Source organism: Kiloniella litopenaei, assembly GCF_000982415.1.
Lineage (GTDB): Bacteria > Pseudomonadota > Alphaproteobacteria > Kiloniellales > Kiloniellaceae > Kiloniella > Kiloniella litopenaei.
Genome location: NZ_LANI01000031.1, coordinates 20293 through 44185 on the forward strand (window position 1 = coordinate 20293; position 23893 = coordinate 44185).

22 protein-coding genes are annotated in these 23893 nt (G+C 45.9%); 8 read left to right on the forward strand and 14 right to left on the reverse strand.

Annotated elements, in window-relative coordinates:
- Positions 1 to 11 precede the first annotated feature (11 nt).
- Positions 12 to 812, reverse strand: coding sequence for a cytochrome c biogenesis protein CcsA (gene ccsA / locus WH95_RS18005; protein ID WP_046509765.1), 801 nt, complete (start codon positions 810 to 812; stop codon positions 12 to 14).
- A 107-nt stretch (positions 813 to 919) separates the two neighbouring features.
- Here ccsA and WH95_RS18010 point away from each other — a divergent pair, with 107 nt between their 5' ends.
- The 4 genes from WH95_RS18010 to WH95_RS18025 are packed head-to-tail and all read left to right on the forward strand — an operon-like array spanning position 920 to position 3935.
- Positions 920 to 2119, forward strand: a complete 1200-nt coding sequence (locus WH95_RS18010) for a bifunctional 2-C-methyl-D-erythritol 4-phosphate cytidylyltransferase/2-C-methyl-D-erythritol 2,4-cyclodiphosphate synthase (protein ID WP_046509766.1) — start codon at positions 920 to 922, stop codon at positions 2117 to 2119.
- Between the two features lie 50 nt (positions 2120 to 2169).
- Positions 2170 to 2673: a phosphatidylglycerophosphatase A family protein gene (locus tag WH95_RS18015; RefSeq protein WP_046509767.1), complete on the forward strand. Its 504-nt coding sequence runs from the start codon at positions 2170 to 2172 to the stop codon at positions 2671 to 2673.
- A 9-nt stretch (positions 2674 to 2682) separates the two neighbouring features.
- Positions 2683 to 3174 carry a CinA family protein gene (locus tag WH95_RS18020; protein WP_046509768.1) on the forward strand — a complete coding sequence of 164 codons (492 nt, stop codon included), beginning with the start codon at positions 2683 to 2685 and terminating at the stop codon, positions 3172 to 3174.
- Entirely contained in the window at positions 3171 to 3935 is a 765-nt protein-coding gene (locus WH95_RS18025) for a CPBP family intramembrane glutamic endopeptidase (RefSeq protein ID WP_046509769.1), read from the forward strand. The genes WH95_RS18020 and WH95_RS18025 overlap by 4 nt, the downstream gene beginning before the upstream one ends.
- 81 nt (positions 3936 to 4016) lie before the next feature.
- On the opposite strand, the gene WH95_RS18030 is transcribed toward WH95_RS18025, so the two are convergent.
- The 7 genes from WH95_RS18030 to WH95_RS18060 all read right to left on the reverse strand — a co-directional run bounded on the left by WH95_RS18030 (position 4017) and on the right by WH95_RS18060 (position 11408).
- On the reverse strand, positions 4017 to 4469 hold the full coding sequence (locus WH95_RS18030) for a type II toxin-antitoxin system RatA family toxin (RefSeq protein ID WP_046509770.1): 453 nt from the start codon (positions 4467 to 4469) through the stop codon (positions 4017 to 4019).
- 15 nt (positions 4470 to 4484) lie between these two features.
- Positions 4485 to 5504, reverse strand: coding sequence for a lipoyl synthase (gene lipA / locus WH95_RS18035; protein WP_113772049.1), 1020 nt, complete (start codon positions 5502 to 5504; stop codon positions 4485 to 4487).
- A gap of 159 nt (positions 5505 to 5663) precedes the next feature.
- Positions 5664 to 7061 (reverse strand): dihydrolipoyl dehydrogenase, encoded by a 1398-nt coding sequence (gene lpdA, locus WH95_RS18040; protein WP_046509771.1) that lies wholly within the window; start codon positions 7059 to 7061, stop codon positions 5664 to 5666.
- A gap of 12 nt (positions 7062 to 7073) precedes the next feature.
- Complete coding sequence (locus tag WH95_RS18045; RefSeq protein ID WP_046509772.1) at positions 7074 to 8426, reverse strand: pyruvate dehydrogenase complex dihydrolipoamide acetyltransferase; 1353 nt, start codon at positions 8424 to 8426, stop codon at positions 7074 to 7076.
- A 21-nt stretch (positions 8427 to 8447) separates the two neighbouring features.
- Positions 8448 to 9839: a pyruvate dehydrogenase complex E1 component subunit beta gene (locus WH95_RS18050; protein ID WP_046509774.1), complete on the reverse strand. Its 1392-nt coding sequence runs from the start codon at positions 9837 to 9839 to the stop codon at positions 8448 to 8450.
- A 27-nt stretch (positions 9840 to 9866) separates the two neighbouring features.
- Positions 9867 to 10904 (reverse strand): pyruvate dehydrogenase (acetyl-transferring) E1 component subunit alpha, encoded by a 1038-nt coding sequence (gene pdhA, locus WH95_RS18055; protein ID WP_046509775.1) that lies wholly within the window; start codon positions 10902 to 10904, stop codon positions 9867 to 9869.
- A gap of 189 nt (positions 10905 to 11093) precedes the next feature.
- Complete coding sequence (locus WH95_RS18060; protein ID WP_046509776.1) at positions 11094 to 11408, reverse strand: FtsB family cell division protein; 315 nt, start codon at positions 11406 to 11408, stop codon at positions 11094 to 11096.
- Positions 11409 to 11576: 168 nt separating this feature from the next.
- Here WH95_RS18060 and WH95_RS18065 point away from each other — a divergent pair, with 168 nt between their 5' ends.
- Together WH95_RS18065 and WH95_RS18070 are read left to right on the forward strand one after the other, a co-directional pair.
- Positions 11577 to 12770 carry a GTP-binding protein gene (locus WH95_RS18065; RefSeq protein ID WP_046509778.1) on the forward strand — a complete coding sequence of 398 codons (1194 nt, stop codon included), beginning with the start codon at positions 11577 to 11579 and terminating at the stop codon, positions 12768 to 12770.
- 40 nt (positions 12771 to 12810) lie between these two features.
- Positions 12811 to 13527 carry a DUF4198 domain-containing protein gene (locus WH95_RS18070; RefSeq protein WP_046509780.1) on the forward strand — a complete coding sequence of 239 codons (717 nt, stop codon included), beginning with the start codon at positions 12811 to 12813 and terminating at the stop codon, positions 13525 to 13527.
- 135 nt (positions 13528 to 13662) lie between these two features.
- Here the strand turns inward: WH95_RS18070 and eno are convergent, their stop codons facing one another.
- The 5 genes from eno to tpiA all read right to left on the reverse strand — a co-directional run bounded on the left by eno (position 13663) and on the right by tpiA (position 18873).
- Entirely contained in the window at positions 13663 to 14940 is a 1278-nt protein-coding gene (gene eno / locus WH95_RS18075; protein WP_046509781.1) for a phosphopyruvate hydratase, read from the reverse strand.
- A gap of 60 nt (positions 14941 to 15000) precedes the next feature.
- Complete coding sequence (gene kdsA / locus WH95_RS18080) at positions 15001 to 15864, reverse strand: 3-deoxy-8-phosphooctulonate synthase (protein WP_046509782.1); 864 nt, start codon at positions 15862 to 15864, stop codon at positions 15001 to 15003.
- 58 nt (positions 15865 to 15922) lie between these two features.
- The gene (locus tag WH95_RS18085) at positions 15923 to 17551 is read right to left on the reverse strand and encodes a CTP synthase (protein ID WP_046509811.1); all 1629 of its coding nucleotides are present in this window, start codon (positions 17549 to 17551) and stop codon (positions 15923 to 15925) included.
- Positions 17552 to 17641: 90 nt separating this feature from the next.
- Entirely contained in the window at positions 17642 to 17977 is a 336-nt protein-coding gene (gene secG, locus WH95_RS18090) for a preprotein translocase subunit SecG (RefSeq protein WP_046509783.1), read from the reverse strand.
- Positions 17978 to 18126: 149 nt separating this feature from the next.
- On the reverse strand, positions 18127 to 18873 hold the full coding sequence (tpiA, locus tag WH95_RS18095; RefSeq protein WP_046509784.1) for a triose-phosphate isomerase: 747 nt from the start codon (positions 18871 to 18873) through the stop codon (positions 18127 to 18129).
- A gap of 299 nt (positions 18874 to 19172) precedes the next feature.
- On the opposite strand from tpiA, the gene WH95_RS18100 reads away from it, so the two are divergent.
- Both WH95_RS18100 and trpE read left to right on the forward strand, forming a co-directional pair.
- Positions 19173 to 21071, forward strand: coding sequence for a SurA N-terminal domain-containing protein (locus WH95_RS18100; RefSeq protein ID WP_046509785.1), 1899 nt, complete (start codon positions 19173 to 19175; stop codon positions 21069 to 21071).
- Between the two features lie 2 nt (positions 21072 to 21073).
- Complete coding sequence (trpE, locus tag WH95_RS18105; protein ID WP_046509786.1) at positions 21074 to 22591, forward strand: anthranilate synthase component I; 1518 nt, start codon at positions 21074 to 21076, stop codon at positions 22589 to 22591.
- 40 nt (positions 22592 to 22631) lie between these two features.
- On the opposite strand, the gene WH95_RS20785 is transcribed toward trpE, so the two are convergent.
- A complete protein-coding gene (locus WH95_RS20785) occupies positions 22632 to 23888 on the reverse strand; it encodes a divergent polysaccharide deacetylase family protein (protein ID WP_052742136.1) in 1257 nt (418 codons plus the stop codon).
- Positions 23889 to 23893 lie beyond the last annotated feature (5 nt).

Genomic DNA, 23893 nt, shown 5'->3' on the forward strand with positions numbered 1-23893 from the left:
AAATCTAATTTTCAGGCCAACAAGACGTCAGTTACAAACTTCACGCCCGGGTAAGCAAGGGTCAATAATAAATAAACAGCTAGAACAAACCGAACCGCATTCTGCCCCCGTATCCCAATAAATTTATGTAATATCAAAAGAACGGCAATAACAACAAATGCAACCAAGGCAAGAAGTGATTTATGATCAAAATCCAGTAGATGACCTGACGCAGAATACTGACGAGCAAACCCGGTTAATATCCCCAATCCCAAGACAGCTTCTGCCATTGTTAGCAAACTGACCTGAAATCGATCGGCATCATAAACCGATGGCAATTTGATTAGAAATGGGCTTTCGACCTTCTTTAATTTCAAGGCTCGTTCTCGTAATTGCACAGACACTGCGGAAATGGCGGCCAATGTACACAACGCATAAGTCAAGATGGATGCTAAAATATGCAAGACCAACCAGTTATCCATACTTTCTATCGGAGTAGCAGTCGCTGATTGCCCCTCCCAAGCAACGGCAAAAACACCAAGTAGAAACAAATAAGGCGCAAGGAGCAACGCAAGTTTTTCAAACTCTTTAACAAGTAAAGAGAAACACAAAAACAACAAAAGGCTTAATGATATCGTTATCCAAAGCGATATACTTACCCCCCCATCCCAATGCCCCATAAGGTGGATCATCGTGGTGAAGCTGGCACCAAACATTGCAATCAACAAAGCCCCCCTCATCAGAAGAGACGAGCTGTCCGTCTTTGATACCCAGGGTATTAATATCGCGGGCAACATCAGAACAAGTGCAAGCATTCCCCAAAAAACGGTCATAATCTTACCTTCTTACTAGACATCTGATTAGCCTTTGTTACATATCATTTTGTTACTACTGTAAATTAGCCTAGATTGGCAAGAATCGAAATCAGGAGAATAGGTTTATGTCCGGTACCTGGGCAATCATTGTCGCTGCGGGCAGAGGCAGCCGTATAGGATCTGACCTCCCCAAGCAGTATCATAGGCTAAGTGATACCAGTATTCTTGCCCTGACACTCGATAATTTTTCTAAACACCCATGTGTAGATGGCATCCTTGTTGTCATTCACGCCGATGACGAAGAGCTTTTTCAGCGTGAATGCAGTGAATTTGCTGATAAAGTTCTCACGACCCACGGCGGTGCAACACGCCAGGAATCAGTTTTAAATGGTTTACTAGCCTTGGAAAGCACCCGCCCTGATATTGTTCTTGTCCATGATGCCGCACGTCCCTTTACCAATCACGATGTCATCACCAATCTTATTCATGCAGGCACATCTGGAAAAGCAGCAATCGCTGCTTCCCCCGTTGTGGACAGCCTTAAGCAGGCTGCAGATAACATCATTTTAAAAAATGTCGATCGAAACGGGCTTTGGCACGCACAAACACCGCAGGCATTTCCCTTTGATATTATACGTAATGCGCATCTTGCTATAAAAGATCTTTCAAAATACACGGATGATGCCGCAGTTGCAGAAGCAAACGGGCATCAGATATCTATTGTAACGTCCGGCAAAGAGAATTTTAAAATTACAACACCGGAAGATTTGGTTCAGGCAACCATGATCGTCAACAACCGACAAACTAAAGAGTATAAAATGCCCAAAGAGCATCAAATGGAAAGCAGAACCGGCTTCGGATATGATGTCCACTGCTTTGAAGAAGGCGATCATGTCACACTTTGCGGGGTTGATATTCCGCATACAAAAAAACTCAAGGGCCATTCTGATGCTGATGTTGGTCTGCACGCATTAACCGATGCGATCCTTGGCGCACTATGCGAAGGTGATATTGGAACTCACTTCCCCCCGAGCGATCCGCAATGGAAAGGTGCCCTGTCAGACCAGTTTCTGATCTTTGCGCGCGACCGAGTTCTTGCAAGGCAAGGGAAAATAATACATGTCGATGTAACGCTTGTTTGTGAACAACCCAAAATCGGCCCAAACAGAGAATTAATGGTTGCAAAAATGGCTAACATTCTGGATATCAGCCCCAACCGCGTCAGCATAAAGGCCACCACATCGGAAAAGCTTGGCTTTACAGGGCGAGAAGAAGGTATTGCGGCACAGGCAGTTGCGACCATTCAACTTCCTTCAACTGACTAAATAAGCCAAGCCAAAAAATACAGGCAAAACAACTTCGTAAAGACAAACATATGTCTCAGACAAAACTCTCATTTTTCCACCCAGCTTCTCTCATCTCCACATGGTTTGGTTCCGGGCTTATTAAGTTTGCCCCGGGCACTTGGGGATCACTGGCTGCCCTTCCTTTTGCCTGGGTTATTTCAAGCTACACAGGCTCAATCGGTTTAATCATCGCCTCCCTTATTGCATATGGTGTTGGCATATGGGCAAGTGGTCAATATTCCACAGCACTTGGGAAAGAAGATCCCGGGGCTGTTGTTATTGACGAAGTGGCAGGCCAATGGCTAGCTCTCGCTTTTGTGCCGTTAAATCCAACACTTTACCTAATCAGCTTTCTGATCTTCCGTTTCTTCGACATCGTCAAAGTATTTCCGGCTAACTGGCTAGACCGAAATATCAAGGGTGGGCTCGGTATTATGTCGGACGATATGGTTGCCGGATTATATGCCCTGATAACATTTTACCTTCTATATGAATTTATCCCCTATACTAGTGAGATTCTACAACGTATTTAGGAGGCCATAATGTCTCTAACAACAGAGATTGAAACACTTGCGGAAGAGGTTCTTGACCTCTGTCGAGTAAAAGGCCTGCAAATTGCCACTGCAGAATCCTGTACCGGAGGGTTAATTGTTGGGGCTTTAACTGAAATCTCAGGGTCTTCAGATGTTGTGGACAGAGGTTTTGTGACCTATTCGAACGAAGCCAAACATGAAATGCTTGGCGTACGCATAGAGCAAATATCCATGCATGGTGCTGTCAGTTCACCCGTCGCGTCATCAATGGCCGAAGGTGCGATGAAGTTTTCCAATGCCCAACTAACGGTGTCAGTAACAGGTATCGCAGGTCCAGGCGGCGGCACATCACAAAAACCTGTCGGAACAGTATTCATTGGTACAGCAATGGAAAATGACCGCACGCTTTATCAAAGTTACCACTTTGACGGGGACCGAGCAGCTATTCGAGAACAAACCGTTCATGCTGCGCTTTCATTTTTAAAAAACAGGCTTATATGAATAAAGATACTGACGAACAAACATCGTCACTAACCCCTCGCCCCTCACTCTCGGATATTCCGCTCAGCCAACTTGTCTTGGCATTTATCGTTTTTTTGATCGCGATCAAAGGCATTGCCTATTTTTTATCAGCCTTTTTCTCAACAGCGGAAAACGGTTCATCCGTCTCATTTCCACTTATCTTTTTGGTTCTCATTCAGAACTTACTTATTCTGATTATTGTTCGGCATTTCCTGTTACAAAAATATAGTTTGGGTTGGCACAATCTTGGTTTGGTTCGAACATCGGCAAACTGGTGTTATCGTGCCGCGCTTTTGACGCTGCCGCTGGTTATTATTGTTGGTATTGTAAACTCTACCGTCACACAGCTGATCAGTTCGGACTTTGTTAATCCACAGCTTGAAATGCTGGCCCCTCAAGGATTTAAGTGGGACGCTTATATTCTGACTATGATTGCAACGGGCATTATTGCCCCCTTTGCAGAGGAAATAGTATTCAGGGGTGTTATTCTGGGATGGCTTGACCAGAAACTCGGCAAATATCTCGCGATTTTAATCAGTTCGTTTCTTTTTGGATCAACACACGGTATTCCCGCCTTAATACCGGCCTTAACAGTCGCTGGAATAGCCTTTTCATTAATCGTATACAAAAGCCAGTCTCTTTGGCCTGCAATCATCCTGCATTCGGGCTTTAATATGTTTATGACAACAGCGCTTTACTACGCTCTTTCTCAAGGCGTCAATCTTCCCGGTGCGAGCTAAATTTTTGTTTTTAAAGTTACCAGTAAAGCAACTGAGTACTGGCTTATGGATAGTGTTCTTGCTTAGATCCTTGAGAAGATACTAAATTTTCTCGCCATCATAAGGCTCATACAGGACCGCAGCTCTGGTTTCAAATGCGTGAACCATACGCCTGACAGCTTCATGAAAAAAAGGTTCCATGATCATTTGCAACATTTTTGACTTAAATTCAAAATCCACATGAAAATCGACCAGACAACCTTCGGAATGCTCTTCAAAGACCCAAGTGTTTGTCAGGTATTTAAAGGGACCGTCAACATAGGCTACGTCAATACGAAGCTGCTCCCTGTGAAGATCCACCCGGCTGGTAAACTTCTCCCTGACCATCTTAAAACCGATAATCAGGTCCGCAAATATTCTTGTATCCTGTCGGCGCTTTATGCGCGCGCCCACGCACCAGGGCAAGAAATCTGGATATCGCTCGACATCGGCGACCATTTCAAAAACTTGCTCTGGTTTGAAATTCAGTACTTTTTTTTCAGCGTGAACGGGCATTTCTAATGTCCAAAATCAAGAACGAGACAGCTTTTCTTCTCTGGCTTTTCTCAATTCCTGGAAATCTTCATCAGCATGATAGGATGAACGTGTCAAAGGTGTAGATGCAACATGCAAGAAGCCTTTGTTATAAGCCATCTTCTCATAAAACTTGAATTCTTCCGGATCAACAAAACGATCAACAGGATGATGTTTTGGTGTTGGTTGTAAATACTGACCGATTGTCAGAAAATCTATGTCGGCAGAACGCATATCATCCATAACCTGAAGGACTTCATCTTTACTTTCCCCCAAACCGACCATCAGCCCGGATTTGGTAAAAAGTGTTGGATCAAGTTCTTTAGCGCGGTCCAGAATTTTCAAACTGTGGTAATAGCGGGCACCTGGGCGTACGGATGTATATAAACGCGGAACAGTTTCCAGATTGTGGTTAAACACATCCGGTTTTGCCTTCACAACGACTTCCAACGCGCCATCCTTATGCCTGAAATCAGGTGTCAGAATTTCAATCGTTGTATCCGGCGCATCTTTTCGTGTTGCAGCAATTACTTTTGAGAAATGCTCGGCACCACCATCATCTAGATCGTCACGGTCCACCGATGTAATCACCACATGGCGCAGCTGTAGCTTGGCAACCGCCGCCGCAACGCTATATGGCTCAAGCGGGCTTAACGGATTGGGTTTCCCCGTTGCAATATTACAGAATGAACAGGCGCGGGTACAAATCCCGCCCATAATCATCATGGTGGCGTGTTTTTTAGACCAGCATTCGCCAATGTTGGGGCACGCAGCCTCTTCACACACCGTATGAAGATTGTTATCACGCATTAGTTTGCGCGTTTCCTGATATCCCTTGGATACTGGGGCTTTTACTCTGATCCAGGACGGTTTGCGCTGGATGGGAGAGTCGGGACGTTTGGCCTTTTCAGGGTGCCGCATCTTCGCACGGTCATCCTTTGAGGAAATAATACGCTCTGCACGTTCTTTTCCCTCGAGCTGGGATGTTGTCTGTTCTGAAACCATGGTTTCTGTCATCAACTAACTCCGACCATTTCGTGAACCAATCCTACAATGGAAGAGGTTTACACGCCGTTACTAACAGGAAGGCATAAGTACCTTCCTGTTACATGCTGCAATACATATGGAATTACAACAAAATCTCAAGCACTAAGATTGCCTGCGGCAAAATCACACCTAGAAGTGAATTGCCCGACCATAGGCATCCAGAACGGATTCATGCATCATCTCTGACAAGGTTGGATGCGGGAAGACAGTATGCATAAGCTCTTCTTCCGTTGTCTCAAGCCCCATCGCAACGACAAATCCCTGAATAAGTTCAGTGACTTCCGCGCCAATCATATGCGCGCCAAGCAGTTCACCTGTCTTGGCATCAAAGATTGTTTTAATCAGACCTTCGGCCTCACCAAGTGCAATAGCCTTTCCGTTACCGGCAAAGGGGAAACGGCCGATTTTAACGTCGCGTCCTTCTGCTTTGGCCGTCTGTTCATTCAGACCAACCGATGCAATTTGCGGATGGCAATAAGTACAACCGGGAATCTTGGACTTATCAATCGGATGCGCAGACAAACCTGCAATCTTTTCAATACAAACAACACCTTCGTGTTCAGCCTTGTGCGCAAGCATTGGCGGCCCAGCCACATCACCGATCGCATAAACACCGGGTACATTTGTCCGTGAGAACTCATCCGTAACAATACAGCCACGATCAGTTTTGATACCAAGAGCTTCGAGGCCAAGGTTTTCAATATTACCAACAACCCCAACCGCTGAAATCACACGATCAACGGTGATCTGCTCAGTCTTGCCATTTTTCTCCAGCGTTGCGGTAACCTGGTTGGCTTTCTTATCCAGCTTGCTGACCTTGGTGCCTGTGCGGAACTTCAAGCCATGTTTGCCCAACTGCTTTTGGGCCAGCTTTGAAATCTCATCATCTTCCACAGGCAAAATTTTATCGAAAATCTCAACCACAGTAACGTCTGCGCCAAGTGTGCTGTAAAAATCAGCAAACTCGATACCAATAGCGCCTGAACCAACCACCAGTAACGACTTTGGCATTGTATCGGGACGCAAAGCTTCACGATAGGTCCAAACCAGCTTGCCGTCAGGCTCTAACCCCGGAAGAGTGCGGGCACGTGCCCCCGTCGCAATGATAATATTTTTGGCCGTTAAGGCCGTTTTTTTCTTATCTTTGCCCTCAACGGTCATTTTGCCAGCAGCGGTTAAAGTTCCCGTGCCATCAAAGACCGTTACCTTGTTTTTCTTGAGAAGGTGACCAACGCCGCCATTTAATTGCTTGGAAACACCTTTGGAACGTTCAACGATTTTCTGCAGATCAAAACTGACATTTGACGCAGAAAGACCATAGTCTTCCGCATGCTTCATGTTTCGGTAAATTTCTGCAGAACGCAGAAGTGCTTTCGTTGGAATGCATCCCCAATTCAAACAAATCCCGCCGAGGTGATCTTTCTCAACAACAGCCGTTTTCAGGCCAAGCTGTGCTGAACGGATCGCAGTTACATACCCGCCAGGGCCACCACCGAGAACGATAACATCAAAGTTAGTATCACTCATAGTTTCATTCTCCTAAAGAAGCATGGAGAGAGGTTCTTGGATCAGAGCCTTGAACGCCGCCATATACTCGGCCCCAACCGCACCATCGACGACACGGTGATCAACAGACAGCGTACAGGTCATCACTGTTGCAATTGCCAAGGCACCATCTTTGACAACAGGGCGCTGTTCTCCGGCACCAACCGCAAGAATACATCCCTGTGGCGGGTTGATAATGGCAGAGAAGTCTTTGATACCAAACATACCAAGGTTAGAGATTGAGAAGGTCCCACCCTGATATTCTTCCGGTTTCAGCTTGCCATCGCGTGCACGACCGGCCAGATCTTTCATTTCCTCAGAAATAACACCAAGCCCTTTGTTCTGAGCAGCTTTAATGATTGGCGTAATCAAACCTGATGGCGTTGCGACAGCCACAGAGATATCTGCATTTTTATAGCTAAGAATACCTTCATCACTGAATGATGCGTTTGCAGCCGGAACCTTTTTCAAAGCCAAAGCCGCAGCGCGAATAACAAAATCATTCACGGAAATTTTCACATCTCCGCTTGCATTCAATTCTTTACGGAATGCCAACAACTTATCCATTTCACAATCAACCGTCAGGTAGAAATGTGGAACGGTCTGCTTGGACTCGCTCAGACGATTGGCAATGACACGACGCATGGAGCTCAACGGTTCCAGTTCGTATTGCATACCAAGCATATCCGCAAGTTCTCGTGCATTTGGTCCCGACGCAACAGGCGCAGCCTTAGCCGGAGCCACAGCAGAAGTTGCAGCCGGAGCACCTGCTTTGCCAATACCCTGTTCCAGAGCAGACAAGATATCAGCCTTTACAATGCGTCCATGAGGGCCAGAACCCTTAAGGGCAGAAAGATCAAGATCTTCCTGAGAAGCCATCCGTCTGGCAAGCGGACTTGCAAAAATACGTTCACCACTTGCTGAGACAGGAGCAGGTGCTGCGGAGGATGATTTTGCAGACGATGATTTTGCAGGCGATGATTTTGAAGAGGATGTTTCTTCTGTCGTAGGCTCAGCTGGTTTAGCTTCTTCTTTCTTCGATTCAGCTTGGGCAGCAGGTGCTTCTGATTCCGTAGAAACGTTCTCTAACGCGCTTTCATCTTCGTCTTCTTCCAACAGGATAGCAATCGTGTGATTAACCGCCACCCCTTCTGTGCCGCCGGGAACAAGGATCTTGGCAATCGTACCTTCGTCAACGGCCTCAACTTCCATTGTGGCTTTATCAGTTTCAATTTCAGCAAGCACATCGCCGGAATTCACTGTATCACCTTCGTTCACCAACCAACGGGCCAGTGTGCCTTCTGTCATCGTAGGCGACAGGGCGGGCATAAGAATATTTATAGGCATCGTATTTCTCCCCTGCTCTGCTTATGAGCGATAGCAGACTTCTTTGGCCGAAGTAATAATGTGAGAACTCTGAGGTAGCGCTAGCTGCTCAAGGTTCGCGGCATAAGGCAACGGAACATCGACGCCGGCAACACGCTGAACAGGAGCATCAAGATAATCAAATGCCTGCTCCATAACCATGGCCGAAATCTCAGACCCAACACCAGAGAAAGCCCACCCCTCTTCAACTGTCACCAACCGGTTGGTCTTGCGCACAGAATTAAGGATGGTTTCGGTATCCAGCGGACGAATTGTTCTCAAGTCGATAACTTCGGCCGAAATACCCTCTTTAGCCAGTTCCTCAGCGGCTTCCAAAGCCTTTCCAACCATGATAGAGAAAGTCACAATGGTTACATCCGTTCCCGGGCGAACAATCTTGGCTTTGCCGATTGGCACAGTCCAGTCGTCTGTATCCGGTACGTCAAAGCTTTGTCCGTATAGAAGTTCATTTTCCAGGAAGATCACCGGGTTTGGATCACGGATCGCAGACTTAAGCAGCCCCTTGGCATCAGCTGCAGAATAAGGCGATACAACTTTAAGACCCGGGCAATGGGCATACCAGCTTGCGTAACACTGAGAATGCTGGGCACCAACACGCGCTGCGGCACCGTTAGGACCACGGAAAACAATCGGACTGCTCACCTGACCACCAGACATATAACGTGTTTTTGCAGCAGAGTTGATAATGTGATCAATCGCCTGCATCGCAAAGTTGAACGTCATAAATTCTACAATCGGGTTCAGGCCATAGAATGCAGCACCAACACCGAGACCAGCAAAACCATGTTCTGTAATTGGTGTATCGATGACACGCTTGGCCCCAAACTCGTCAAGCAGCCCCTGACTGATCTTATACGCCCCTTGGTACTGAGCGACTTCTTCGCCCATCAGGAATACTTTTTCATTACGACGCATCTCTTCAGCCATTGCATCACGCAAAGCTTCGCGAACTGTCGTATTTTTAACAGGACCGTCCCATTCGCTCTCTGGCGCAACAGATTCAGCTTTCGGAGCTTCCGGTGCAGAGACGTTAGCCGTCTCGGATGCTACCGCAGCCGGTTGAGCTTCTTCAGCTTGAACAGCTGGTGCAGGTGCAGCTGCGGAATAGTTACTCAAATCCGCATCGCTTTCATCTTCTTCTAAAAGAAGAGCGATTGGTGTGTTCACAGCAACATTATCCGTATCACCGGCGACAAGGATCTTTCCAAGAACCCCGTCATCAACGGCTTCAACTTCCATTGTCGCTTTATCTGTTTCGATCTCGGCCAGAATATCACCTGATGATACGCTGTCGCCTTCATTTTTCATCCAACGCGCAAGTTTACCCTCTGTCATAGTTGGGGAAAGCGCAGGCATAAGAATTTCTATTGGCATATTTTCTTCTCCGGAATGACGGACAGCTTACGCGTCAGCGTACACATCGGTGTAAAGTTCAGAAGGATCTGGCTCGGGGCTAGACTGTGCAAACTCGGCAGATTTGGAAACAATCGCTTTAACATCCTTATCGATCTGTTTCATTCCTGCTTCGTCAATGACGTTCTTTTTAACCATAACCGCGCGCAGACGTTCAATCGGATCACGTTCTTCACGCACCTTTTGAACTTCTTCTTTGGAACGATATTTGGCCGGATCAGACATGGAATGACCGCGATAACGATAGGTCATCATTTCCATAATATAAGGGCCTTTGCCACTTCTGGCATGCTCTACAGCCACCTTAGCAGCTTCGCGCACAGCGACCACATCCATACCATCAACCTGCATGCCCGGAATTCCATAAGCACTGCCACGTTGATAGAGTTCTGTACTATTCGCAGAAGAACGCTCGGTCGAAGTCCCCATGCCATAGCGATTATTTTCGATGACATAAACAACAGGCAGATCCCACAAAGACGCCATATTGAATGATTCGTATACCTGCCCCTGGTTCAATGCGCCATCCCCCAGATAGGCAACATTTACAGCATTTTCTTCCAGATACTTATGAGCAAAAGCAATACCGGTTCCGATTGGAACCTGTGCGCCAACAATACCGTGCCCACCGTAGAAACCTTTTTCTTCGCTGAACATGTGCATGGAACCGCCCTTACCTTTGGAATATCCACCGATACGCCCGGTAAGCTCGGCCATCACACCATCAGGATCCATTCCACAAGCAAGCATATGTCCATGATCACGATAAGACGTCAGGATCGTATCGCGTTCTTCCAGTACTGACTGGATACCAACAACGACAGCTTCCTGCCCGATGTAAAGGTGGCAAAATCCACCAATTAACCCCATGCCATACAATTGTCCGGCTTTTTCTTCAAAGCGCCGGATCAAAAGCATTTCACGGTAAAAATCAAGGATCATTTCATTGTTAACGTCGGATGGAAGCGCAGAAGATGCTGTCCGTTTTTTAGGGGCCCGTTTGGTGGGCGTTTTTTTAGTCGCCATGCGAGGTTTCCCGTTCAAGTTAGTGTTATGCACTAAGGGGGGTTTATGTCTCGCACTTAAAATAAGGGAAAAGTAATTTTATTACAACACATTTTATATTATTGATTTATAACAACTTTTCACTTATTAACCAAAAATAAGTTAACTACCCACAAAAATGCTGCATTGCACAATATTTAGTTAACTTATCTAACGTTGCTGGATAACTAAATATTCGTTTTCACGACCATAGTTAAGCACATCCCGCGCCCGCTCTTCCAAAAGATCGGGATCAAGGTTATCGGGCCGTAAAAGAGCAACTCTGGCCTCGAGTTCCTCACGCTCACTTTGAACACTAAGCATTTCAGTTTGTTTTGCCTGAAGATTTTGAGTAAGATGAATCCATGCCCAAACCCCGCGGTCACCTTCGATGGTGTGATACGCGAAATAAGCCACCAGTGCCGCCCCCAAAACCTGCGGGATCACGATACGGGATCGTTTATGAATCTCTCTAAATAAAGACATTTACTCTAAATCAATTTTCTTTGCATGTAGCGAAAGTAATCTAACAGATAAAATAGTTATTGGGAATAAACAAAGCATTAATGCCCTTGTAATTAGAAAATAATCCAAATTGACAAATGATATGTTATAACATATCAATCACTCAAACGTCTGATTTGAGGTGAAGCAATGAACAAACTAAACGTAACGGTCCTATCCGGTTTTCTTGGAGCTGGCAAAACAACTCTCTTGAACGAAATCCTAAACAACAATGACCTTGAAAGAGCTGCTGTTATCGTTAACGATATGAGCGAGATCAATATTGATTCCGACATACTTCAATATAAAAATGCATCTCTATCACAAACTGATGAAAACCTGGTCGAAATGACAAATGGTTGCATCTGCTGCACCTTAAGAGAAGACTTACTCCAAGAAGTTACCAAACTTGCAACATCAGGAAATTTTGACCACTTAATTATTGAATCATCTGGTATTTCGGAACCCCTCCCCGTCGCAACAACATTTGAATTCAGGGATGAAAACGGCTTTAGCCTTTCTGATATCACCACTTTGGATAATATGGTTACCGTCATTGATGCAGCAAACATCCTTAATGATTATTCTTCATCAGATTTACTCTTGGACAGAGGTGAAGCACTTGGCCCGGAAGACCAGAGGTCTCTCGTCAACCTGCTCGTAGAACAGATCGAATTTGCAGACACAATCATCCTGAACAAAACAGATCTGGTTTCTGAAGATACAGTTGCCGAAATACAAAAAGTAATTAAAGCCCTCAACCCAGATGCAATCTTGGTTAAAAGTGTGCAATCAAAAGTTCCATTAGAACAACTGTTGAGCACAAAACGCTTTAGTTTTGAAAAAGCACATGAACACCCATTGTGGGCAAAAGAGCTTTATGGATATGAAAGCCACACCCCCGAAACCGAGGAATATGGCATTAATAGTTTTGTTTATCGATCCAAGAAACCATTTGTACCTGAAAAAATTGCAAACTTCTTTAAACAGGAACAACCTGGCGTCTTAAGATCAAAAGGCCATTTCTGGCTTTCAAATCGACCTGACCAAGTTGGCGAGATGTCCCAGGCAGGAAAATACACCACTACAGAATTAATTGGTAAATGGTGGTCAGCCGTGTCCAAAAACAGGTGGCCGGATGATCAGGATTTCATCACTCAAATTAAAAAGAACTGGGATAAATCATTTGGTGATCGTCGAAACGAAATCGTTTTTATCGGATCACAAATGAACCAGGAAGAAATAACAAGCCGCCTTAATGACTGCTTGGTCGAAGAGGATGAGTTTCTTCCTGAAATCTGGCAATCAAAACATAAAGATTGCTTCAATCACTGGGCACAATAAGCCTGATCACAACAACATATATAAAAAGATAATTATTAGAATGATAAAAATTCTCTCCGCACTTCTATTAACTCTTCTCCCCGCGACCAGCTTTGCTCACGGTATCTGGATTACGGATCGCTTTGGTGAGCCATCCATTGTTTATGGTCATGGTGCATCTGATGATTCCTATGATGGAAAGAAACTAAAATCTGTCCAGATACACATGCCAGATGGCAGCGTAAATGACGGGAAAACACACAAAACAGACAGCTATATAAACATCAAAATTCCTAAAAAGGCACAGGCCGTAACAGCAACTTTTGATAACGGTTACTGGACAAAAGACACCAAAGGAAAGTGGCATAACCAGAAAAAGTCAGCGGTTGAAAACCCCGTGTCTTCAGGACATTACTTTAAATACACAACACACATCCCACTAGGAGCAAGCGCTCTCGATAAACCTCTGGGGCTTCCACTAGAAATCTTTCCTTTGCAAAACCCCCACGAACTGGAACAGGGGGATAAACTTTCTCTACGGGTTCTTTTAAACCAAAAACCCGTTGAAGGCCTGAAAGTGATTGCTGATTACATCAATGACGAAGCAGCTGATAAAGCGATCACCGATGAAAAAGGGGAAGTAACCATCACAATAAGAAACCAGGAACTGAACGTGATCGCGGTTTCAACAACCAAAGAGTTAGAAGACAAGACCGATGCGGATAAAGAGGGTTATTTCTCTACCCTTTCATTTGCTCTTGAACACAAGCACCACTAGCTTCCGTAACGCTGGCTCTACTTACCAGACTTAAACAGAACTTAACGAAACAGGGGCCTCGGTTTTAACCGAGGCCCCTGAATTTCTATAAATAATCGACCTTAGATAAATTCAAGGATTGATTATTGTTATTAATTACTTACGAAGTACGCTACGTCCAGCATAATGAGCCATTGATCCCAGCTCTTCTTCGATACGGATAAGCTGGTTATATTTGGCAATACGATCAGAACGGGACAGAGAGCCTGTTTTAATCTGCCCACAGTTCGTGGCCACAGCCAAATCAGCGATAGTGCTATCTTCTGTCTCACCGGAACGATGCGACATAACGGCTGTATAGCCAGCTTTATGTGCCATATCTACAGCTTCAAGTGTTTCTGAAAGCGTACCAATCTGATTGACCTTAATCAGGATCGAATTTGCTGTATCGGTTTCCAGACCACGAAGCAGACGTTTTGGGTTGGTTACAAAGAGATCGTCGCCAACCAACTGTACTTTATTGCCGATTGCCTGGGTCAAAGATTTCCAACCATCCCAATCATCTTCGGCCATACCATCTTCGATGGAAAGAATTGGATAGCGATTAACAAGGTCTTCCAGGTAACGAACCATCTCGTCTGCGCCCAGGGATTTACCTTCGCCAGCAAGTTCGTATTTGCCGTCTTTGAAGTACTCGGAAGAAGCACAATCCAGTGCCAACATTACATCGTCACCAAGATTGTATCCCGCGTTATCAACCGCTTTCGTGATAAAATTCAAAGCCTCGTCAGTAGATGCAAGACTTGGTGCAAAACCACCCTCGTCACCAACATTGGTGTTGTGCCCCGCATCGCTCAACGATTTTTTCAATGAATGAAAGATCTCTGCGCCCATGCGAATAGCATCGGAACCGGACGACGCGCCAACAGGCATAACCATAAATTCCTGAATATCAATTGGATTGTCGGCATGCGCACCACCATTGATAATATTCATCATCGGCACAGGAAGCGTTCTTGCAAAAGCCCCCCCAACATAACGGTACAGAGGCAAACCCGCATCTTCGGCAGAAGCTTTTGCAACTGCCAGGCTGACACCCAGAATAGCATTTGCGCCCAGCCGAGATTTGTTTTCAGTACCATCAAGATCAATCATGACCTGATCAATCAAAAGCTGGTCTTCGGCATCAAGGCCAACAAGAGCTTCGAGGAGCTCTTCATTTACAGATTCAACTGCCTTCAGAACCCCCTTGCCAAGATAACGTCCTTTATCCTGATCGCGAAGCTCCACAGCCTCATAAATTCCGGTTGAAGCACCTGATGGCACCGCAGCACGCCCAAAGGCGCCACTTTCCAAAAGAACGTCAACTTCTACGGTAGGGTTGCCACGAGAATCGAGGATCTCACGACCTTGTATGTCGATGATCGCCGTCATTTTATTCTATCTCCGTTAAGAAAGTTGAGGCGCAGAGAGGGGCAGGCCTCGGTATCATAGTTAAGCAATAGACACAGGATGTGCTTTTGCCAGTTTGTCGAGCTCAACCAGAAGCGAAAGAAGTTCTGGTAGCTCTTGAACCCGGATCATGTTTGGCCCATCACATGGGGCATTATCAGGATCCTGGTGTGTCTCCATAAAGAGGCCAGCAACACCAACAGAAACCGCTGCGCGCGCCAGCACAGAAATAAATTCTCTCTGCCCGCCAGATGTCGCGCCCTGACCACCGGGTTGAGCCACTGAATGCGTAGCATCAAAGACAACAGGACATCCAGTTCCCATTGCCATGATAGGTAAGGACCGCATATCAGAAACCAGTGTGTTATATCCGAATGATGCGCCGCGTTCACACACCATTACCTTATCATTCCCTGATTCTATAATCTTTTGTGAAACATTCGCCATATCCCAAGGGGCAAGAAACTGCCCTTTCTTGACATTAATCGCCCGTCCCGTTTTAGCAGCCGCAACGAGCAAATCAGTCTGGCGACACAAAAAGGCTGGAATCTGCAGAACATCAACGACCTGAGCTACGGGTTCACACTGGTGCGCCGCATGAACATCGGTAATAACCGGACATCCAAATTTAGATTTGATTTCTTCAAAAACAGACAAAGCCTCGTCCATGCCAATACCACGAGAAGAGCTAAGGCTGGTTCGGTTTGCTTTATCAAAAGAAGATTTGTAAATCAGGGGAATAGAAAGCTTTTCACAGGCCTTGGTTAACGTCTCGGCCATTTCCAGTGCGTGCGCTCTGCCTTCCATCTGGCAAGGACCTGCAATCAATACGAATGGTAAATCATTACCGAAAGTAATATTACCAACTTTAACGTGTCGAGATTGAAGGTCTGCATGCACTGCCATAAAAATAACTTCCTATTCTACCCTATAAATTTACACCACCTGGTTCGTTTTTCTAGATTTAAACCAAGCGAGACTGTTCTATCGCGGCCTTCACAAAAGAAGTGAAAAGCGGATGCGGATCAAATGGTCTGGATTTCAGTTCTGGATGGAACTGAACACCGATAAACCAAGGATGATCTTCTAACTCAACGATTTCAGGCAGTTTACCATCTGGTGACAATCCAGAGAATTTAAGCCCGGAAGCCTCGAGTTTTTCACGATAGTTAATGTTCACTTCATAACGGTGACGATGACGCTCTTCAACAAGCTCTGCTCCATAGGCTTCGCGAACTTTGGAACCTTCGGAAAGTGTACATGGATAGCTACCCAAACGCATTGTGCCACCAAGGTCACTACCATAAGAACGTTGTTCCAGTTCGTTGCCGCGCGCCCATTCTGTCATGATCCCCACAAGGGGTTCTTCACAGGGACCAAACTCTGAAGAGCTTGCATCCGTTAATCCGGCTAGATTACGCGCCGCATCAAGAACGGCCATCTGCATACCAAAACAAATACCAAAGTACGGCACGTTTGTTTTTCGAGCAAATCCAGCAGCTGCAATTTTCCCTTCGGATCCACGTTCGCCAAAACCGCCAGGCACCAAAATACCATGAACGTTTTCCAGAGCCTCAATAGCCCCTTCGCTTTCAAAGATCTGTGAATCCAGCCAGTTGATCTTAACTTTAACGTTATTGGCAATACCACCGTGAACCAACGCTTCAGCAAGTGATTTGTAGGCATCTAACAAAGAAGTATATTTACCAACAACCCCGATCGTCACTTCACCATCAGGCTCGCGAATTGTTTGCGTCACCTGATCCCAACGGGATAGGTCGAGCTCTTTTTTAGGCTCAATACCAAAATGACGGCAAACTTCTTCGTCCAGTCCCTGTTCATGGTATGCCCGAGGCACTGCATAGATTGTATCAACATCAAGCGCCGGGATAACAGCTGTCTCACGCACATTACAGAACTGGGCAATCTTGCGAAGTGCCCCTTCTGGAATATCCTGCTCGCAACGGCATAGAAGCATATCTGGCTGGATACCAACTGATTGCAGTTCTTTCACAGAATGCTGCGTCGGCTTCGTTTTCAGTTCACCCGCAGCTTTCAGATAAGGAATCAGCGTCAAATGAATAAAGAGACTGCGCTCACGCCCAAGTTCGTTCCCCAACTGACGAATTGCTTCCAGGAAAGGTAGCCCCTCAATATCCCCAACAGTTCCACCGATCTCGCAAAGGATAAAATCTTCATCATCAAGATCTGACATTACAAACTCTTTAATCGCGTTTGTAATATGCGGGATAACCTGAATAGTCGCCCCTAGGTAATCACCCCGGCGCTCTTTCGCCAAAACCTCGGAATAGATTTTCCCGGTTGTTACGTTATCACTTTTTCGGGCGGATACCCCTGTATAGCGCTCGTAGTGCCCAAGATCCAAATCAGTTTCTGCACCATCATCGGTTACAAAAACCTCACCATGTTGATAAGGACTCATCGTGCCAGGATCAACATTGAGATAGGGATCAAGTTTACGAAGGCGGACCTTGTAGCCACGCGCCTGAAGCAGCGCACCAACAGCCGCGGAGGTCAACCCCTTCCCCAAAGAAGAAGTCACACCACCGGTAATAAATATAAAGCGCGTCATGAAACTCGTTGTCACTTAATTCAGTTTCAACAAAACCGGGACCCTGTTGGTCCCGGTCAATGATAGTACGTAACGGAAATAATCCGAAACTTATTCTGAAACCGGAGGAGCAACAGGTTGCTCTGTCTCGGTTTCAATTGCAGGAACAGTGATACCATCTGTAATAGAGCTTGTTGTACGGCCCGTATCTGCAAGGATTGTCAGCAATAAACTAGAAGCGATAAAAGCTGCGGCCAAGATTGCTGTTGTACGGGTTAACAGGTTCGCAGTGCTTTGCCCGGTGAGGAAACCACCGAAGCCGCCTGAACCGCCACCAGCACCGCTTCCCCCCATTCCAAGAGCACCACCTTCGCTTTTCTGCACAAGGACGACACCAATAAGGGACAAAGTAATCAACAAATGAATGACCAGAAGGACGTTGTTCATCGTTAGTAGTCTCTCAAACTTTCCGGGATAAAACTATCCCTATTCAACACTAAACCACACACCCCAAACCTAACCCGGAGTGTGTAGTGTCATGCGCCTATTCAAAACTTAACAGGCTATTTAGCCTTTTCAGATCGATATGACCAGTGTCATCTGGCACCAATCGCCCAAAAATCTTCTACTTTTAAACTCGCACCGCCGACCAAGGCACCGTCAACGTTAGACACAGCAAGCAGTTCAGCCGCATTAGCAGGTTTCACAGATCCACCATAAAGTATCCGAATCTTTTTTGCTCCGTCTTCACCAAAACGGTCATTTAAAAGACCACGAATAAAATTGTGAACCTCCTCAACATCAGCTGGCGTGGCTGTCTTACCTGTGCCAATAGCCCATACAGGCTCATAGGCAAGAACAATGCTATCCGGATCACAATCATCAGGCAGTGATTCTGTAACCTGCGTCTTGATTACGCTCAAAGTATCACCTGATACACGTTCGTCTTCGGTTTCGCCAATGCAGATTATTGGGGTCAGACCTGCTCTCAGTGCAGCAGCACTTTTTGCATTAACATCCGCATTTGTTTCGCCGTGGTCTGTGCGTCTTTCCGAGTGCCCAGTAATGACGTATCCACAACCAATATTCTTGAGCAATTCGGCAGAGGTATCACCGGTGTGGGCTCCGGATACATTCGCATGACAATCCTGGCCACCAACAGCCAGATCAGAGTTTTTTGTCAAAGAGAGAACAGTACCAAGCAAAGCCGCTGGTGGGCACACAACAAAATCAGCAGATACAGAATCCTGGTTCAGTTTCCCCAAAAGCCCCTCCACCAACTCGGTAGCAAAGGATACAGACCCGTTCATCTTCCAGTTACCAGCAATAAGTTTGCCCGCCATATTCGATTCTCCCTGTTAATTACGGGCACATCTATACAGTGTCGTTCACAACAATCCAAGACTGCAGGCCAAGACTGCAGGATTTTTTCAAGTCTGTAGAATTTTTTGCACAATTTTTAATATGATTAAGCAACTTAATCATAACTAAAGAGGATAAAAAACTCACCACACTGCAATGCCGGGGGTAATATCGGGCACATTCTTTAAAAACGCTGTTGCCCAGTCTTTGCTCCATCCCTAAGATGCCCGGCACGATTACATATATGAAATAAACTTAATAAAGATTTCACGGGTAAGTTATGGCTCATAAAAAACCAGGCCTTTTAAAACGTATTGTTGTTTTGGCTCTATTTTGTCTATTGATCCTGAGTTTTGCCGCTTGGGGCATCCAGGATATTTTCCTGAACCTTGGCAATAATCAAACGATTGCAAAAGTTGGTGAGGTTGAAATTACCCAAGCCGAGTTCGCCAATGATTTTTCCCGTGAAACCAATGCACTTTCCCAACAGCTTGGACGTGCACTCGACGCACAAGAGGCGCAACAACTTGGTCTGGATAATCGTGTTATTTCCCGCTTGGTTGCCCGAGCACTTTCACAGGTGCAATCTGACGAGATGGGATTGACTGTCTCTCGAGAGCAGCAACAAAAAGAAATTCAGAAAATTGATGCCTTTAAAAACGAGGCTGGTATTTTTGATGCCGCACGCTTCCAATCAACACTTTATCAGGCTGGCCTTTCAGAAGCTGCGTTTCTTGCTGATCTAAGCAACGACATTGAAAGACAACAACTCAACAATGCTATCACGGGTGCGATCCCTGTGCCGCAAAAAATGGCAGAACGCCTTTACAGTTATCAAACTGAGAAGCGTATTGTTGACTATATCGAAATTCCCTACAGCAGATTTTCTCAGCTGTCAGATCCAACAGATTCAGAGCTTGCCGCCTACTACGAAGAAGAAAAACAAAACTATCTGGCGCCGGAATATAAATCAGTCAGCTACATCTTTCTTGATCCATCAAAAGCCGCCCAGAATGTTGTTCTGACAGATGATCAAATCCAGGAAGAATTTCTGGCACAAAAAGATAGCCTCTCCCTGCCAGATCGCCGCAAGCTTGTTCAAATGCTTCTCAACGATGAAGCCAAAGCAAATGAGACTTATAACAAAATCTTAAACGGTGCAGACTTTGATACCGTAGCAACAGAAGCAACTGGTTCTGCGGGTGTTGATCTTGGTACCATGGAGCGTTCTGATCTATTGCCAGAATTGCAGGATGCTGTCTTTAATCTGGAAAACACAGGCGTTGTCGCCCCTATTAAATCTCCGTTGGGATGGCATATCGTTTCTGTTCTTGAAATTTCTCCTGCCCGGGAAGCTCAGTTTGAGGAAGTAAAAGAGCAGATAAAAAAAGATGCTGCATTGCGCATTGCAACGGATGAGATAATTTCAATTGCGAACCAACTGGATGATGAAATTGCTTCGGGTGCTACGCTTGAAGAAGCCGCAAACAAGCTTGGTCAAGAAATATTAAACTACGAAGCAATTGACGCAGAAGGGCTTGATCGCAATGGATTGCCACAATTTGGTCTCGCCGAAGATGCCAGATTCCGCGCAATAATCGCGCAAACGGAATCAGGTTCAGACAGCTTGCTTACCGAACTTGAAAATGGTGGATACTTCCTGCTTAAAGTTAATTCAGTCACCCCCCCTTCACCTCGCCCACTGGAAGAAGTTAAGGCTCAACTTACAAGCTCTTGGCTTGAAAACAAAAGAAGCGAGGAAGCAAAAGCAGTTGCGGATAAATTAGCCGAAGAAGCTAAAAACGGCACACCTTTGCAAGCTGTGACTGACGAATCAGCTGAGCTTATCAAGTTCGGCGTCGAGATAAATCGTTTTTCAGCAAGCATTGGTGAAGCCCTCGCCCCCGCACTGGTCAGGGATATCTACAAAGCTGAAAAAGGTGATATTCTTACTGGCCAGGCAGATAAAGGGTATCTTGTTGTTAGCCTATCAACAGTCGAACAGCCCGATTTATCGTCTGTAACCGAAGAGATCGAGAGTACCAAGAGCTCTATTGAAAACTCTTACAAAAACGATATTTACACACAGTACATATCTGCTCTTGAAAAAGACTTTGGTGTTGAGATTAATCAAACCTCAATTAACCAGGTTATCACCCCCTATGGCCACTCAAACTAACAATGAAGAATCCCGTTACATTTGAGGCGTTTTCAGAAACCTACAATCAACACAAACCACAGGTCGTGTGGACGACTTTGATTGCAGATCTGGAAACGCCCGTTTCTGCCTTTTTGAAATTGGCAGAACGTCGTGCCAATAGTTTCCTTTTTGAATCTGTCGAAGGTGGAAACACAATTGGACGCTATTCCTTTATCGGCTTTGACCCCGACCTGGTATGGCGCTGTAACGGTTCAAAAGCAGAAATAAACCGACAATATCAGACATCGCCAGATGCTTTTGTTGATGAAAATGACGCTGCTCTGGAAAGCTTACGCAAACTGGTCACTGAATGCAGATTTGATCTTCCCGAAGACTTCCCGCCAATGGCTGCTGGTATTGTTGGTTACATGGGGTACGAAACTGTTCGTCAAATGGAACACCTACCCACGGATAATCCTGATACCCTAGGTTTACCCGAAGGGATGTACCTGCGCCCAACTGTTACAGCCATCTTTGATCGTGTAGAAGATCAGATCCTGGTCACAACAACGGTATGGCCAAAAGATAGCATCAGTGCACGTGATGCTTTTGAAGCGGCACACAATAGATTGGCGGCTGTAACCGCTGACTTCAATGCGCCCCTGCAACACAAACCAGAGGCGTTTGAAGGCGATTTGGTTTTGCCAGAAACAGCATCTAACCTGACCCGGGAAGAGTTCCACGGCATAGTAGATCGCGCCAAAGAATATATTTTGGCTGGTGATATCTTCCAGGTTGTTTTGTCTCAGCGTTTCTCAGTACCCTTTAAGCTTCCGCCCTTTGCTCTCTATAGAGCTTTGCGGAGGTTAAACCCCTCTCCTTTTCTGTTCTTCCTGAACTTTGGTGATTTTTCTGTAGTCGGATCCAGCCCGGAAATTCTTGTTCGCGTCAGAGATGGCAAAGTCACGATCCGTCCGATTGCCGGGACACGCAAACGCGGAGCCAACGCCGCTGAAGACAAGGAACTTGCCGCAGATCTTCTGTCTGATCCCAAAGAACTTGCAGAACATTTAATGCTGCTTGATTTAGGCCGCAACGATGTCGGGCGTGTCGCCGAAGTTGGCAGTATCGAAGTGACCGAGCGCATGATCATTGAACTTTATAGCCACGTCATGCATATCGTCTCAAACGTCGAAGGTACGCTGGATACCGAGCGTGCTGATATGATTGATGCCCTTGCCGCAGGTTTCCCGGCAGGTACCGTATCCGGCGCCCCAAAGGTACGGGCAATGGAAATTATAGATGAACTGGAACCAGAGCGTCGTGGCATCTATGGTGGTGCTGTGGGATATTTTGGTGCCGGTGGCGGTATGGATACCTGTATTGCCTTGCGTACGGCAATCGTCAAAGATCAAACCATGTACATTCAGGCTGGCGCTGGTGTCGTCGCTGATTCTATACCAGAATCAGAGTATCAGGAGTGTCACAACAAAGCCCGGGCTCTTATCCGTTCTGCAGAAGAGGCCGTACGCTTTGCCGCACAAAAGAACAACATGTAAGAGCCCATAAATGTTCTATAAAAAAAGCCGGGAGGAGTTCTTACTCTTTCGGCTTTTTTAATGCCATGATTTGTGAAATGGGCACAATATCAAACCCTCGCGCTTCAGCGTCTTTAATCCACGAATGCAAAACCTCTACAGTAGATTTATGGGGATGACCGATTGCAATAGCGTGGCCATTCTTTTTTGCAATGCGTTCAGCTTGTTTCAGCTGTTTCAAGATTTCCAGTGTGTCTTTGTAATCATTATCGATAAAGACATCCCGTCTAAGAACAGGTACGCCCATTGATGCTGCTACAGAAGCCGCAACACTACGTGGTGAGGTTCTTGAATCCATAAAGAAATGGTCTGTCTGCTCTATTCTAGACATGACAACCTCCATTCCTCGTCTCCACCCCGTAAATTTGCTGCCCATATGATTATTGATCCCGATATACCCATCAAATTGCGCCATTCCCCATTCCAGACGGGCCAGTATTTCTTCATCACTTAATCCGGTTAACAGCGCTTTTGGTCCGGGATCAGCTGAGCCAAGGGGTTCCATAGGAACATGCAACATTAATTCATGCCCCTTTTTACGCGCCTCGGCCGCCATTTCTTTCACATCAGGCGCGTAGGTCATAAAGGCCAAAGTAATTGCCCCGGGCAGCTCTATAGCAAGTTCAGCCCCTCTTTTGTTTACACCCACATCATCCAAGACGACGGCGATCATAGGCCGCGCGGGCTTCACCCATTCTGTGCGCTGTTCAGCCTCATCCAACGTTTTTTGTTTCGGTGGCAACGCAGCAACCTGATCGTCATTAATCAAAAGCTGATCTTTTGATGAGGCTTCAGAAGCACTATCCTGCACCTCAGACAGCTTGGTAGAACCTTTCTCCATAGTTGGCGTTTTTTGGGAGGGAGTTAATTCTGAGGTTTCGACCTGTTTTGTGGGCACAGGACCTTTATCTTCACTAACCGTTACATTTGGCGGCAGGTTGGCACGCTCATTTGCGCGCCCATCTTCCAGAACCGTATCATCAATAGAAATATCACCAAGGTTAATCGGATGTGGCTTGTTCGCCGGGGCAGCTTCCAAGGCTTTCTTTTTTACCTGGGCTTCCGTTAATTGTGGCTGAGGTTCAGGTGGCTTGGAATGATCCCTGTTCTTTTGGAGAATAAGAACAGAAGAAACAGCAAGAGCAATAAAGAAAAGAAATCCAGCAACAATAAACAGACTTCCACGATGGGAAGAACTTTGTTTTTTTGACTTCTTTTCCAAAGTGCTTGTTTTTTGTGTCTTGCGTTTTGCTACCATGAATC